The sequence below is a fragment of the Tamlana sp. I1 genome (assembly GCF_015355625.1).
Lineage (GTDB): Bacteria > Bacteroidota > Bacteroidia > Flavobacteriales > Flavobacteriaceae > Pseudotamlana.
In genome coordinates, this window is the sequence record NZ_JACLAF010000004.1 from 245940 (window position 1) to 262315 (window position 16376).

The window sequence follows — 16376 nt, forward strand, 5'->3', positions numbered from 1 at the left end:
AAAGGCTGTATTTAGTAGTGATACAATTAATTTTTCAAGTCTTAAATTATTAATTGGGGATTTATATTTTATACATGCGTAGTAACAATATTTTTAGTGTCATTGTTTTATGGTTTTGTGCTGCTGCTTTAACAGCTCAGAACAATAACTTCGTTTTTAAATCTTTTACACCTACAGATGGACTTTCTCAAAGTTCTGTAATTGATATAGAACAAGATGTTTTTGGCCAGTTATGGATTGGTACACGTGACGGACTAAATAAATTTGATGGACATAATTTTAAAGTTTATAGAAATAATCCGCAGGATTCCACTTCAATAAGTAATAGTGATATTTTAACTATCGAGGAAGATAGCTCGGGAATGTTATGGGTAGGTACTTATAATGGTTTAAATAAGTATAATCCGTCTACAAATACTTTTCAGCATTTTTTTCATACCAACGATCCCATGTCTTTACCATCCAATACCATTTGGGAAATAAAGGAAATAAAGGATGAAATTTGGATTGGTACCTTAAATGGTTTAGCGATATATAATAAAAAAACGGGAAAGTTTATTTCGGTTTTGTCAAATGAAAAAAACAACTACAGTCTTCCGGGTAGGTTTGTTACCAGTATTTACGAATCTAAAAACGGAGATATTTGGATAGGGACAGATAACGGCCTTTGTATGGTGAAATCGCGTAAAGCAGAAGAAATTACATTTCAACTTATAGATTATAAAGTCAAAGCTGTTTCTAAACCACATAAATTACATGTTAAAGATATAGCAGAGGATAGTGATAATAACTTGTGGATAGCTACTCAGGATAGTGGTTTGTATCAAATTAAAGCGCATACAACCACCTTAATCTCTTATAAAAATCATTCAGAATTTAAAGGTTTAGATCTAGATATCAGGGCGATTAATTTTGATAAACATAATAACCTATGGCTAGGGACATATAGTGGTATTTCTATTTTAAAATCTAACGGAAAGCTTCAGCATATTGGTAAAAAATCTTCAGATTATAGTGGCTTAAATAAAATCAAGACCATTTTTACAGATAAACATGGTTCAATTTGGTCGGGTAGTTATTATGGAGGTTTACATCTATGGGATGAATCTAATTTTAATTTTATTAATTATAACCAAGATACAAAGCCTAAGAGGTTAAGTTATAATGTCATTGGGTCTATTGCAGCAAGTAAAGATAGTGTCGTTTTTTTTGGAGCGGAAGGGGGTGGAATAACCCAATGGGATTTTAAAACAGATGAAGTTAGTTATATTAATGCGACAAATACTAAAGGGGTTTTAAGTGATAATATAAAGTCGTTAACCGTTTTTAATAATGAATTATGGGTAGGGTGCTTTAATACTTTGCCTTTTATATACGATTACAAAACTAAAACGGTTAGAAAAAATGATTTTCCAGAATCACTTAGCAAAATATTAGAAGAATCGAGTGTATATGTTTCTGCAAAAGAAAGCGATTCCATTATATGGCTTGGTACTTTTGGCTCTGGAGGGATTAGATATAATACCGAAACTAAAAAATTCCAACAAATAACTACCAATAATGAATCTCCTTATTCCCTTACAAACAATAGGGTACGTTCTTTACTTATTGATTCTAAACAGCGGGTCTGGATGGGAACTCAAAGTGGACTAAATGTGGTTACACTGTCTAGTATGAATAAGGAAAATATACCCATAAAACATTTTTTCTTTGATTCTGAACTTATATCAGGGGTGGATATATTAACAATTTTTGAAGATAGTTCTCAGAATATATGGATTGGAACAAAAGCCAGTGGCTTATATAAGTTTAATGGCGAAACTTTTAATAAAGTTGAAATACAGCAAAATGGAGTGACCATAAACTCTGTACATTCCCTATTAGAAGATGCCAATCAGAATCTATGGTTTAGTTCAAACCAAGGTTTAGTGAAATATAATTTAAATAGTGAGGAAATTACTATTTACGATCAAACAGATGGTTTAATAAGTAATGAATATAATGACAACTCGAGTTTAAATTTTGAAAATAATACATTCTATTTTGGAGGTCCTGCAGGTGTAGTTTCATTTCAGCCAGAAAATATTAGTGTTAATGATTATAATCCGCAAGTAATTTTAACAGATTTTAGAATTAAAAATGAATCGGTTCCTATTGGTGGAGATCGTGCCATTTTAAACAAGGATATTGCATTTACAAAAACAATAGACCTAGATTTTGATAATGCGAATTTCGCCATTCGTTTTGCAATACCCAATTTCATAAATGCGTCTAATAATCAATATGCCTACAGAATGATTGGGTTAGAAGACACTTGGAATGTAACTAGTAATACCGAGGTAAATTACATTATTCAACAAGGAGGGACTTATAAATTTGAAGTTAAAGGCGCTAATAATGATGGGGTTTGGAATGATAGTCCCACGGTATTAAAAATAAAAGTACAGCCTGCTCCATGGCGTAGTTGGTGGGCATTTATTTTTTATGGATTGTTTATAGGCGTGGCATTATTTGCTTTAATTACTTTTTTAAAATCGAAAGCAAAATTAAAACATGAACTAGCCTTAGAGACTATAGAGAAGAAAAGGAATGAAGATATTAATCAGGCAAAACTGCAATTTTTTACTAATATATCTCATGAATTTAGAACCCCATTAACTCTAATTTTAGGGCCTTTGCAACAAGTGTTGATCGATTATAAGGGCAGTAATAAAGTTTATAAAAAGTTATTGGTTATTGAGAATAGCGCTAACCACTTATTACAACTTATTAATAGGTTAATGGACTTTAGGAAGCTTGAAAATAATCAGTTTAACTTACAGGCAGCAGAAGGTAATATTGTGAAATTTTTAAAAGAAATTTATTTTTCATTTAGTGAGTATGCCAAAAATGGACACTATAAATACACCTTTGAATCTGATGAAGATGTTATTAATGTATACTACGATAGGTATAAATTAGAACGGGTTTTTTATAACCTCATTTCTAATGCTTTTCGTTATACGCCTGAAGGCGGAAGTATTGCTATAAAAATTAGTAAAGATTTTAATTTTATATACATAGATATTGATGACTCTGGAGTAGGCGTGTCTAAGGAGTTTGAAAATAAAATTTTTGATCGTTTTTTTGAAGTGCCTATTCATAACCAACCGCAAAAAAGTTATAACAGCGGTTCGGGAATTGGTTTGTCCATAGCAAAAAATATAGCCGAATTACATAAAGGTACCATTGCTTTAAAACCAAAAAATGAGCCTGGTACCATTTTTAGAGTAAGTTTACCTTTAGGACGGGAGCATTTGCAGGAAAGCGAAATTCTTAACGATTTTAAATTAAGTGATGATGTAAGTCAGTACGAAAATCAATTAAAAGAAGCTCCAACTCTCGATGAAGAAAATATAGAAGATTTAATTTCTGAAACAGATAAACCAACCATTTTAATTGTAGAAGACCACAAACCACTGCGTGTTTTTATTAAAAATCTATTAAAACACGATTATAATGTGCTAGAGGCTGAAAATGGTAAAGTAGCATTAAAATTAGCGCAACAAAATCTACCTAATCTTATTGTAAGTGATGTTATAATGCCCGAAATGGTGGGAACAGAGTTGTGCTCTAAAATTAAAGAAGATATTAAAACGAGTCATATTCCAGTAGTTTTATTAACCTCTAGAAGTTCCTTGATTTATAAGTTTGAAGGGCTAGAAAGTGGAGCCGATGAATACATTAGCAAGCCCTTTAATGTTAAGGAGTTTCAATTGCGTATTAAAAATATTTTGGAAAATAGGCTGCGATTAAAACATAAATTTTCTAAAATTAATGATATAACGCCTAGCGAAATCACGATTACTTCTATAGATGAGAAGCTTCTAAAAAAAGCCTTCAAAATTGTAGAGGAACATATTGCAAACGATCAATTCGATGTCATACTTTTTAGTCAGGAATTGGGTGTTAGTAGAACAACTTTATTTAGTAAAATAAAAGCCTGGACCAATTTTACGCCTAACGAATTTATACAAGAAATTAGGCTTAAACGTGCTGCACAACTTTTAGAAACTAATAAAATTAACATCTCTCAAATTAGCTACCAAGTTGGATTTAAAAATCCAAAATACTTCAGTAAGTGCTTTCAGAAAAAATTTAATGAAACACCTTCTCAATACCAAAATAGATTTGCCAATCAATTTTAGGTAAAAATGTGATTTTATTGAAATATAAGGGGTTATAAAGGTTTTTTTGAACTTTTGAACCCCTTTTTTTGAATTTCAACAACGATTTTCACGTCTATATTTGTTGCATGAAATTCAATAAATCTAAAATAGATGCTGTGGAAATAATCCTAATAACCGTGATTATTCTGATTAGTTTAATAGCTATTTATTTTAGTTAACTAACAAAACTAAATTTTTATGACTACAAAAAAAAACAAACTACTTAAGCGTTTTGCGCTTATGTTTCTAATGTTGTTAGGAACGTATCTGCAAGCACAAGAAAAAAATGTTTCTGGTACCGTTACCTCTAGTGAGGACGGTATAAGTATACCAGGGGTTAACATTTTACTAAAAGGAACTTCTACAGGAACATCTACAGATTTTGATGGTGTTTTTAATATTCAAGTTCCTGGAAAAGATGCCGTTCTTCAATTTAGCTATATGGGCTATGTTACTAAAGAAGTAGTGGTTGGAGAAAACTCAAACTTGTCGGTTGTACTTCAAGTTGACGAGAATGAGCTAGAAGAAATTGTTGTTATTGGTTATGGCACCGTTAAGAAAAGCGATGTGTCAGGCTCAGTTTCTTCAGTAAAAGCAGCAGAACTTACTGCGTATCCAACTTTAAGTGCCGAACAAGCATTACAAGGTAGAGCGGCAGGGGTTTCGGTTCAATCCAATAATGGAGGAGAGCCAGGAGCACCAATAAAAGTACGTATTCGTGGTGGTACGTCTATTAATGCGAGTAGCGATGCTCTAATTGTTGTAGACGGATTTGTTGGAGCAAGCATGCCAGCTCCAGAGGATATTGCATCTATGGAAGTACTAAAAGATGCATCGGCAACAGCCATTTATGGTTCCAGAGGATCGAATGGAGTTATTATGGTTACTACTAAAAAAGGGACGTCAACTAAACCAACTTTAGAGTTAAATACATCGTATTCCGTACAAAATGTTAATAATACTATCGATTTATTAGACGCTAACGAATTTGCAACCTATAGAAAGGCGTATTCAGCAAATTATAACCAAGGACCAGCAAATACAGATTGGCAAGACCTTATTTATGCTACGGGAAGTATTTCAAACACACAGTTAGCATTTTCAGGTGGTTCCGAAACTTCTAAATATTACATTTCTGGAAATTACTACACACAAGATGGTGTTGTAATGAACAGTAATTTAGAACGTTTTACGGTATTGAGTAATATTGATATAGATGTTACCGATAATTTTAAAGTAGGCTTAAACGTTTTTGGTGGTCGTTCTGCTAAAGATGGTGTTAGTACCCAAGCTCAAACCGGTGGTACGGGTGGTGGTGATGTTATTTCTTCAGCCTATCGCTTTGCTCCAGATTTAGGCATTTATAATGCTGACGGTACTTATACGATTAACTCTCTGGGTGATGATATCGACAACCCGTATGCTTTAGCAAAAGAAAGTATCGACGAGCGCTCTGTAGACACTTATAGAACTAACTTTTATGCAGCATACGAAATTATTGAAGGTTTAGAACTTAAAACAACTTTTGGTTTTAGCTCAGTAAACACTCAAATAGGAAAATTTAAACCAACGACACTTCTTGCTGGAGCTGGTGTTGGAGGTGAAGCTACTCTAGAAAACAGAAGGTCTACCAATGTGCTTTCGGAAAACTATTTAACCTATAAAAAAACTTTTGGGAATCATAATTTCACTTTGTTAGGAGGTTACTCTTATCAAAAGAATAAAAATGAAGGTTCTTTTGCAGGAGCAAGAAGTTTTGTGACTAACGAGGTATCTTTTAGAAACCTTGAAGGCGGTGCAGTAACTATGCAACCTAGTTCATTTTTAGACGAAACTGAATTAATTTCTGTTTTTGGACGTGTTAATTATGAATACGCAAGTAAATACATCTTCACGTTTACGGCAAGACGCGATGGGTCTTCAAATTTTAGTAAAAATAATAAATATGCTTTCTTCCCTTCTGGGGCTATTGCTTGGAACATGGGCAATGAGAATTTCTTAAAAGATAGTAACGTGATTAGCAATTGGAAGTGGCGTGCCAGTTATGGTGCAACAGGAAATCCATCAATTTCGCCATACGAGACTTTAGCTAAATTTTCTTCAGTATATGGTGTTGTAGGAGATCAGCAAGTTAATTCGGTGGTTTTAACCGATTTTGCTAATGATAACCTAAAATGGGAAACCTCTAAACAATTAGACCTTGGTGTAGACGTGGCTTTATTTAATAATAGATTAGAACTTACGTTTGATTATTACAATATTCAAACAGAAGATTTACTGTTTCCTCGTCCCCTTCCTGAATATTCAGGTGTATCCTCTCAAATTCAAAATATTGGAGAGTTGAAAAATGAAGGTTATGAGTTCTCTTTAAACTCTAGAAATATTGCAAACGAAGATTTTACATGGTCTACAGCGTTCAATTTTTCAACCAATAAGAACGAAATGGTAACCTTACCAGATGGAGACGATTTATTTATTGATTCTGCTCCTGGTCATTTCTTACAAAGACAAACACAGGTTTTACGTGAAGGGGAGTCGGTTGGTTCTTTTTATGGATATGAATATAAAGGTGTTTATCAAGGAGGAACGCTTCCCGATGGAACCGCAACATTATCTAGTGACTCAGCACCAGGGGGTGAACTTTTCGCCGATTTAAATAATGATGGTGAAATAACTACAGCCGATAGAAAAATTATTGGCGACCCTACACCAGATTTTACGATGGGTTTAAATAATGATTTTAGATACAAAAATTTCGATATGAATTTATTCTTTCAAGCATCTGTTGGTGGTGAAATATTAAACTACACCTTGTTAGAATTAGGTTCTGGAGTATCAAACGCTTCAGCAGATATGGTTAATGCATGGTCTACAACGAATACCGATACAAATATTCCTAGACCCGAAGTTCGTGAAAAAAGAATTACCTCTCGTTATGTGTATGACGGTAGTTATGTAAGATTGAAAAACTTGTCTTTCGGATATAATATTCCAGTAACTGTATTAAGTAAGTTAAGTCTTGAAAAAGCTCGTATTTATATAAGTGGACAGAACTTATTAACGTTTACCGATTATCCTGGGGCAGATCCAGAGGCAAACTACAGAAACGATAATAACCAGAGAAGTAATACCAATGTAGGTTTAGATTATGGTAGCTACCCTAATGTTAAAACGTTTACTATGGGATTAAACTTAAAATTTTAATATGAAGACTATGAAAAAATATAAAATAACATTTTTTTTAGCACTACTAGCTTTTGTAGGGTGCTCAGATTTAGAAGAAAATCCAGTAGGAATATTAGCTCCAGAGTCCTTTTTTAAGACGACAGCCGATTTGCAAGCCGCGGTAAACGGAAGTTTTGCAGGCATGTCTACAGAATCGTATTGGGGTAGAAAGTTAACTTTAACCTTATTGTTAAGAGGCGATTTGGCCGATATTGGCGATCAAGGTACATCAGGAAGAAGAAAAGAAGTAAATGATTTTACTATGGGTGATGACAACGGTATGGTAAGTGCTTTTTGGCCACAATCTTATGCCATTATAGGTACCGCAAACCAAGCTATTTCTAATGCAGGTTTAATAAACGATGATGAAGCTAAAGTAAATGCAGTAGTGGCACAGGCATATTTTGCAAGAGCTTTTACTTACTATCATTTAGTACGTTTATTTGGAGATATTCCGTATATTGATTTTGCTGTTTCTGATGCTGCTGATATTGCAGAAATCTCTAAAACACCAGAAAATGAAGTTTATGAAGGCATTATTTCTGATTTAGAATTTGCGAAACAATGGCTGCCAGATACACAAGGTTCACGTGCTTTACCATCTAAAGCTACGGCAGCAGCTTATTTAGCTTCGGTATATTTAACAATTGCTGATTATTCTAAGGCTGCAGCCGAGGCACAGTTTGTAATTAATAACGAATCGCGTTTTGATTTGGCCTTAGAATCAGATTTTCAAGATCTATTTAATGCCGACAAAACAGGAGGGTTAAGAGAACCATTATTTACAATTGATTATGTTGGCCAAACTAGAGTAGATAGTTATGGACAGGATTATGTAGCACCAGTTACAGGTATTAGAGGCGATGCTACTCATGAATACGGTGAAGGTTGGAGCGTTGCTGTACCAAGCTTAAAAGTGTATCAAAACTGGGATGGAAAAGACTATAGAAAGGCTGTTAGTTTGGATACTACTGCAACAACCAAAGAAGGGGTGATTTATCCGTATACACAGTTTGAAGACTATTCAGATGCCGCAGTAAATCGTCCGCATATTGCAAAGTATTACCGCTATGCAGGACTTGCAGGAAACAATGGAAGGGAATCAAGCCATAATTACATTACCATGCGATATGCCGAGGTTTTCTTAATTGCTGCCGAAGCTTTAAATGAAGTAAATGGTGGTTCATCGGAAGCAGTTGCTTATGTTAATAAACTTCGTGAAAGAGCAAGAATGGGCTCAGGATCTCTATACCCAATGGATGTTCAAGATGGTTTATCACAAGATGCCTTAAGGGAAACAATTATAAATGAAAGAGCGATTGAGTTGGCTTTTGAATTTAAACGCTGGTACGATATTAAAAGATTGAAATTAGGAAACGAAGCTTTTGGTCCAAATGGTTTAGAGCCTCAATCGAATTTTGATGCTAGTAGAGATTATTTATTGCCTTTACCTGGTCCAGAATTGGTGAGAAATCCTAATTTATTACCAAACAATACGGGTTATTAATTTATAGTTTATTTATGTTGAAAGTTAGTTTTTTTGTTTTAGTTCTGGGGCTTACATTCTTAAATACAGGGTGTAAGTCTGAGACTAAAACTGACAAAGAAAATATGCAGATAGAATTAAAGTCTGCTTTAGAGAGTCGATTCCAGAAATTATTGGATTACCCAGTAGGGGCTAACAATTTTCCAAGAAGTATGAGTTTAAACCCTGTAACCATACAAACGGTAAGTTCTAACGATTGGACAAGTGGTTTTTTTCCAGGTAATTTATGGCAATTATATAAATTAACAGGAAACACATTATATCAAGAAAAGGCTAAAACATGGACAAAATTAGTCGAAAATCAAAAGGAGAATGATAGAACCCACGATATGGGTTTTAAGGTCTATTGCAGTTTTGGTGAAGGTTTAAAGCAAAATCCTAATAATTCGTATTACAAAGATGTTATTTTAGAAAGTGCTAAAACTTTAACTACGCGATATAATGATACCGTACAATCTATAAGGTCTTGGGATTTTAATAAGGACGTATGGGATTTTCCAGTGATTATCGATAATATGATGAACTTAGAGTTATTGTTTGAAGCTACAAAGCTGTCTGGAGATAGTATTTATCATCAAATAGCAGTCAAGCATGCGAACACGACTTTAAAACATCAGTTTAGAGCAGATCAGAGTGTTTTCCATGTGGTTAATTATGATACTATTTCTGGAGCTGTAAAAACCAAAGATACCCACCAAGGATTTAATAGAAATTCGTCATGGGCACGCGGACAAGCTTGGGCTATTTATGGGTATACTATGTGCTATCGTTACACTAAAGATCCAGCATATTTAAATCAGGCTAAAGCTACAACTGCATTCTATATGCAGCATAAAAATCTACCCAAAGATGGTGTGCCGTATTGGGATTTTAATGATCCAAAAATCCCGAATGCACCTAGAGATGCCTCGGCAGCAGCCGTAGTGACTTCAGCATTATTTGAGTTGTTTACTTTTACAAACGAAACAGGATATCTAGAGTTTGCAAACAAAGTATTAAGTCATTTAAATTCTGAAGATTACATTTTGGGTAGCACTGTTGAAGGACCATTTATTTTGGATCATAGTACCGGAAATTGGCCTAAAAATGATGAAATAAATGAACCTATAGTATATGCCGATTATTATTTCTTAGAAGCCTTACTTAGGAAACAACAATTGGATTAAAAGATAATGGCTTTGGCCAATTGATTTGTAAAATATAAACCGCTTACATCAAATGTAAGCGGTTTATTTGTTTTAATAGGTGCTGGTATGTATTATTCATTTGTTAAAGTACCTTCGTACATGGCTTGATTCATGTCGTTATACATGACATTTTCTTTAATGAGAATATCTATTGGTAGGTAAATCTTTTCATTAGGCGTTTTACCTTTTATTAAAAAATCAGTCATAATCCGTATGGCTTCATAACCTTGTTCAAAGGGTTTTTGTGATATTAAAAATGAAACCGCATCCTGTTTTAGGTAGGTCATATTTTGCGGCGTATTATCGAATCCAATGATTTTAAAATTTTCATATCCACTTTCCTGAAAACAGTCTATTACCGCTGAGGTTCTACTCGAGGGAATAAATATACCTGCCAATGCAGGCATCGTATTTAAAATATGGTTTAACTGTGCTTTGGTTTGGTTACTATCATTTAAACTTTCAATTTTTAAAGGTGTAATTCCAGCATTGATATGATGCTGTTTAAAATAATCATGAAAGCCTTGTATCCGTTTAGCAATAGCATTATTGTCACCAATATAATCACGTGCTTGAATAATTAATATATCCGATTTAGGGGCTAAACCCATATGCATTAACTTACCAGCAATATAACCGGAAGTATAAGAATCCTGACCAATATAAGCTAGGTTATTGAATCCTTCAATATCAATGTTTAAAAAAATATATGGGATTTGTACGGTATCTAGTTGCTGCACAATTTTTTTGGTTTCTTCTAAAAACATTGGAGCAAAAATGACCGCTGTGGGTTGCGATTCTAATAAAACTTGAAAACTTTCAAAATAGGAGCTAGGCTGATACTGGTTAAACGTAAAGCATTGCACATGAATGCCTAAACTTTTAACATCCTCGATGGCTTTTAAAATCCCTAAATAAGGGGATTTCCAAAAGGCATCGGTATCATTGTGTTCAGGGATTAAAACCGCAATTGTATGTTTGTTTTTTAAGGCTAAGGCACTGGCTACAGGGTTTATACTGTAATTATGACGCTCTAGAATCTTTTTAACTTTGGCTTCTGTTTTTTTGGAAACACCACCTCGGTTGTGCAGTACACGATCTACCGTCCCTTCAGAAACTTGGGCTTCTTGTGCAATATCCTTTATTCTAATCATGCCTATATGGGTGTTGAATTTTATAAGAAGTTACAAATTAACACAAATATTATAAATAATCCACACTTTTCGTGGGCGCACACTATTTTTTAATATATTTGCGTGGGCGCACACGAAAAATCAATAATATCAAACAAAACATATCATGAGTAAAGTAGTTGTTTTAACAGGAGCTGGAGGTGTACTTTGTAGTACGCTAGCTAAAGCATTGGCAAAGCAAGGTCATAAAATAGCCGTATTAGATTTAAAAAAAGAAACGGCAGAGCAAGTTGCTAGCGACATTATAGCAGCGGGCGGAACAGCCATAGGCGTTGTAGCCAATGTATTAGAACGTGATTCTTTAGAGACTGCTAAAACCGAAATTAATACGGCTTTAGGAGCTTGCGATATTTTAGTAAATGGAGCAGGAGGTAACCATCCATTAGGAACGACTTCTAATCCGTTTTTAGAAGAAGACGATTTGCAAAATACCACAGAAGGTTTTAAAACCTTTTTCGATTTAGACACCAAAGGGATTGAGTTTGTGTTTAATTTAAATTTTATAGGAACCTTATTACCAACCCAAGTCTTTGCAAAAGATATGGTGGGTAGAACAGGTTGTAGTATTTTAAATATTTCATCCATGAACGCCTTTACACCATTAACTAAAATACCAGCTTATAGTGGTGCAAAAGCCGCTGTATCTAATTTTACGCAATGGTTGGCAGTACACTTTTCTAAGGTTGGCGTGCGTGTAAACGCTTTAGCACCTGGATTTTTCTTAACCGAACAAAACCGAACGCTTTTAACAAACACCGACGGTAGTTTAACTCAACGAGGACAACAAATTATAGACCAGACCCCAATGGGGCGTTATGGTGTGCCAGAAGATTTAATTAGTACAACTTTATATTTATGTGATGATGCTTCGTCTTTCGTTACAGGGGTTGTTATTCCTATTGATGGCGGATTTAGCGCATATAGCGGGGTGTAAACTTAATATTTTAATAAAAACATGGAACAAACTTGGAGATGGTACGGACCAAAAGATCCGGTAAGCCTTTCAGATATAAAACAAGCTGGTGCAACAGGTATTGTGTCGGCATTACATCATATTCCAAATGGTGCTGTTTGGAATACAACAGATATTATAGAACGTAAAGCGGTTATAGAACAGGCTGGTTTAACGTGGAGTGTAGTAGAAAGTATTCCAGTGCATGAAAGTATAAAAACACGATCTGGCGATTTTCAAACATATATAGATAACTACAAACAAAGCATAAAGAATTTAGCAGCTTGTGGGATTGGTATTGTGTGTTATAACTTTATGCCAGTACTCGATTGGACACGTACCGATTTAAATTACGAGGTTGCCGATGGGTCTAGAGCTTTGCGCTTTGATGCTACGGCTTTTGCGGCTTTCGAATTGTTTTTATTGCAACGTCCAGGCGCAGAAGCAACTTATACCGAAGCGCAACAAGCGGCTTCGAAAAAATATTTTGAAGGCATGACTGATGCCGACAAAACCCAGTTGGTAAACAACATTATTGCCGGATTACCAGGCGCAGAAGAAGGGTATACTTTGGAGCAATTTCAAACCGTTTTAGATACTTATGCAGATATTGATGCGACGGTATTAAAATCGAATTTAGTAGCTTTTTTAAAGGAAATTATTCCTGTGGCTTCACATAATGAAGTGCTTATGTGTATTCATCCAGACGATCCCCCTTTCCCAATTTTAGGCTTACCACGTGTGGTTAGTACCGAAGCAGATTACGCTTACTTGTTCGAACAAGTGCCCGATAGAGCTAACGGTATTACGTTTTGTACCGGATCTTTAGGGGTTATACCTTCTAACGATTTAGTGCAAATTTTTAAACGTTTTGCAGACCGTGCGCATTTTATTCACTTAAGAAGTACGCAGCGCGATGCCTCTGGGAATTTTTATGAAGCGAATCATCTAGAAGGCGATGTGCCCATGTACGATGTGGTAAAAGCCATTATTTTAGAAGAGCGCAATCGAAAAACTAAGGGTAAAACGGATTGTAATATACCAATGCGTCCAGATCACGGTCACCAAATGTTGGATGATTTAAAAAAGAAAACTAACCCAGGGTATTCTGGAATAGGACGCCTAAGAGGACTAGCGGAATTACGCGGATTAGAACAAGGAATCTCTAAAAGTATTTAAAATGGCAGCTATACAGTCTGAAGGATTTATTACAGATCATTTTTTATTGAATTCAAAAGCTGCCAAGATTTTGTATTATGACTTTGCTAAAAACTTGCCGATAATTGATTATCATAATCATTTATCGGCAAAGCAAATAGCAGAAAACAAACCTATTGGGAATATTACCGATGCCTGGTTACAAGGCGATCATTATAAATGGCGCGGGATGCGAGCCAATGGGATTGATGAGAAATTTATAACTGGCGAAGCTTCAAAAGCAGAAAAATTTAAAAAATGGGCAGAAACAGTGCCTTATACTTTAAGAAACCCGCTGTTTCATTGGACTCATCTAGAATTAAAGCGCTATTTCGATATCGATTTGGTGTTACAACCTGGTACGGCTGAATCTGTTTATGAGCAAACCAATAAAATTTTAGAAAATAAAACACCGGCGCAACTTTTAGAACAAATGAAGGTCGAGGTGGTTTGTACTACTGATGATCCTACAGACGATTTAGCCTATCATAAGCAAATTGCTAAAGCAGGTTACTTTACAAAAGTTTATCCCACTTTTCGGGCTGATGAATTATTTTTTATTGCTGAAGATAAATTCTCGGGATATTTGAAAAACCTAGAAACAGCTTCAAAAGTATCGATTACTAATTTTTCTGAATTTATTGCTGCGGTTGATGCTAGACTCCAGTATTTCCATGACAATGGGTGTCGATTATCAGATTTTGGGGTAGGTGAAGCTTTAGTTATTGAAGACTGTACTATCGATGAAGCGTCTGTCATTTTCAAAAAACGATTAGCTGGTGAGGCGCTTTCAACCTTAGAAATCAATAAATACAGATCATATCTTTTTATTTATTTAGGAAAACAATATCATAAATTAGATTGGGTACAGCAGTATCATTTAGGACCCATCAGAAATAATAATACGCGTTTAGTGGAGCAGGTGGGCTTGGATGTTGGCTGCGATTCTATTGGCGATTTCCCTATGGCCGAATTTATGTCGAAGTTGTTTAATATTTTAAACACTACCGATCAATTAGCTAAAACCATTACCTATAATTTAAATCCGTCGCAAAACGAAGTGTTTGCTACCATGATGGGAAATTTCCAAACTGGTGGTACGCCAGGTAAAATGCAATGGGGTTCCGGTTGGTGGTTTTTAGATCAAAAAGACGGAATGGAAAAACAATTAAACACCTTATCAAATATGGGACTTTTAAGCCGTTTTGTAGGGATGTTAACAGATAGTAGAAGTTTTCTATCGTTTCCAAGACATGAATATTTTAGACGTATTTTATGTAATGTTTTGGCCGAAGATCTTAATCAGGGGCTTGTGCCAAACGATATTAACTTCCTAGGCCGTATAGTACAAGATATCTGTTATTATAATGCCGTAAACTATTTTAATTTCAAAAGTTAATATGAAAATCAAAATCTTGATATGCATCCTAACAGTTATAGGCTTGCAATCCTGTAGGCAAAAAAGTGAAGTGAAAACCTTTTTTATTTCACATAATGCCCAACAATCGCACCCAGTACATAAAGGTATCGTGAAGTTACAGGAAGAATTAGAAAAAAAATCGAATGGGAAATTGGTTGTAAAAATATTTCCAGATGCCCAATTGGGATCAGAACGCGAAGTATTAGAGTTGCTTCAAATAGGAAGTGTAGCCATTGCAAAAGTAAGTGCGGCTACCTTATCAAACTTTGTTCCCGAATATAACGTATTGGCTATTCCTTATATTTTTAGAGACAAAGCACATAAGTTTAAAGTACTAGAAGGAACTGTTGGTAAAGAAATTCTTGAAAAAGGGAGTGATTCGTGGTTACGTGGTTTATGTTATTATGATGCAGGAAGTAGAAGTTTTTACACAAAATCCAAAGCGATTAGAACCCCTGACGATTTGAAAGGCTTAAAAATTCGTGTTATGAACGACCAAATGTCAATTAACATGGTTAATGCCTTAGGCGGTTCGGCCACACCAATGGCTTATGGGGAATTGTATACTGCCATACAGCAAGGTGTTGTAGATGGCGCCGAAAATAATGCACCGTCATTTGTGTCTTCAAACCATTACGAAGTAAGTAAGTACTACACTTTAGATGAGCATGCTTCTGTGCCAGATGTTTTAGTTGTTAGTACCAAATGGTGGGATACCTTAACAGAGGAAGAGCAGCAGTGGTTACAGGAAGCTGCTGATACTTCGGCAGAAGCACAAAAGGAATTTTGGAGATTATCGGTTTTGGAATCTATGGAAACCGCTAAGGCAGCTGGAGTGGAAGTCATCGTACCAGATAAATCTTTGTTTGCTGTTAAAACGGAATCTGTTCTGGAAAATTTTATAGCCAATTACCCCAATTTGGCTCCTCTTGTTAATCGTATAAAAGCTGTAGAATAATATGAAAATAGATACATTTTTTAAACGCATTGAAGTAACCATGGCTAAAATTCTTGTGGTTATTTTCGGATTACTAGTATTGGATGTCCTTTGGCAAGTATTTTCACGCTACGTTTTAAAAGCCTCGTTCTCGTTTACAGAAGAATTTGCACGCTTTTCTTTAATTTGGTTATCCATATTAGGAGCTGCCTATTTAAATGCTAAACGTGAACATTTATCCATGGATTTTTTATACCGTAAATGGTCTAAAGAAACGCAAAGAAAAGCGTCTATAGCTATTGAGGTTTTAGTTTTTCTTTTTGCTGCTGTAGTTATGGTTGTAGGAGGCTTTAACCTTGTTTATATCACGCTACACTTAAATCAGTTATCAGGAACCTTACGTATTCCGCTTGGATATATTTACATGATTTTACCTATTAGTGGATTAATTATCATGATGTTTTCTGTATATCATATTTCAGGATTGTTAAACCACAAAATTCGCGACTAA

10 protein-coding genes are annotated in these 16376 nt (G+C 34.9%); 9 read left to right on the forward strand and 1 reads right to left on the reverse strand.

The genetic code is table 11. The features are described from left to right. Positions 1–74: 74 nt before the first annotated feature. The 4 genes from H6X70_RS05070 to H6X70_RS05085 all read left to right on the forward strand — a co-directional run bounded on the left by H6X70_RS05070 (position 75) and on the right by H6X70_RS05085 (position 10145). Complete coding sequence (locus H6X70_RS05070) at positions 75–4187, forward strand: hybrid sensor histidine kinase/response regulator transcription factor (protein WP_228530273.1); 4113 nt, start codon at positions 75–77, stop codon at positions 4185–4187. 219 nt (positions 4188–4406) lie between these two features. Continuing rightward, positions 4407–7412, forward strand: a complete 3006-nt coding sequence (locus tag H6X70_RS05075) for a SusC/RagA family TonB-linked outer membrane protein (RefSeq protein ID WP_194766579.1) — start codon at positions 4407–4409, stop codon at positions 7410–7412. A gap of 10 nt (positions 7413–7422) precedes the next feature. Continuing rightward, the gene (locus H6X70_RS05080) at positions 7423–8940 is read left to right on the forward strand and encodes a RagB/SusD family nutrient uptake outer membrane protein (RefSeq protein WP_194766580.1); all 1518 of its coding nucleotides are present in this window, start codon (positions 7423–7425) and stop codon (positions 8938–8940) included. A 104-nt stretch (positions 8941–9044) separates the two neighbouring features. Next, complete coding sequence (locus tag H6X70_RS05085; RefSeq protein ID WP_228530274.1) at positions 9045–10145, forward strand: glycoside hydrolase family 88 protein; 1101 nt, start codon at positions 9045–9047, stop codon at positions 10143–10145. A 92-nt stretch (positions 10146–10237) separates the two neighbouring features. Here the strand turns inward: H6X70_RS05085 and H6X70_RS05090 are convergent, their stop codons facing one another. Continuing rightward, a complete protein-coding gene (locus H6X70_RS05090; RefSeq protein ID WP_194766582.1) occupies positions 10238–11320 on the reverse strand; it encodes a substrate-binding domain-containing protein in 1083 nt (360 codons plus the stop codon). A 145-nt stretch (positions 11321–11465) separates the two neighbouring features. Here H6X70_RS05090 and H6X70_RS05095 point away from each other — a divergent pair, with 145 nt between their 5' ends. From H6X70_RS05095 to H6X70_RS05115, 5 genes are read left to right on the forward strand one after another with little or no spacing between them, the layout of a single operon-like run. After that, a complete protein-coding gene (locus H6X70_RS05095) occupies positions 11466–12293 on the forward strand; it encodes an SDR family oxidoreductase (RefSeq protein WP_194766583.1) in 828 nt (275 codons plus the stop codon). Between the two features lie 21 nt (positions 12294–12314). Then, positions 12315–13490: a mannonate dehydratase gene (gene uxuA, locus H6X70_RS05100; protein ID WP_194766584.1), complete on the forward strand. Its 1176-nt coding sequence runs from the start codon at positions 12315–12317 to the stop codon at positions 13488–13490. A gap of 1 nt (position 13491) precedes the next feature. Further along, complete coding sequence (gene uxaC / locus H6X70_RS05105) at positions 13492–14907, forward strand: glucuronate isomerase (RefSeq protein ID WP_194766585.1); 1416 nt, start codon at positions 13492–13494, stop codon at positions 14905–14907. 16 nt (positions 14908–14923) lie between these two features. Further along, the gene (locus H6X70_RS05110) at positions 14924–15886 is read left to right on the forward strand and encodes a TRAP transporter substrate-binding protein (RefSeq protein ID WP_228530275.1); all 963 of its coding nucleotides are present in this window, start codon (positions 14924–14926) and stop codon (positions 15884–15886) included. A 1-nt stretch (position 15887) separates the two neighbouring features. Further along, positions 15888–16376, forward strand: a complete 489-nt coding sequence (locus H6X70_RS05115; protein WP_194766587.1) for a TRAP transporter small permease — start codon at positions 15888–15890, stop codon at positions 16374–16376.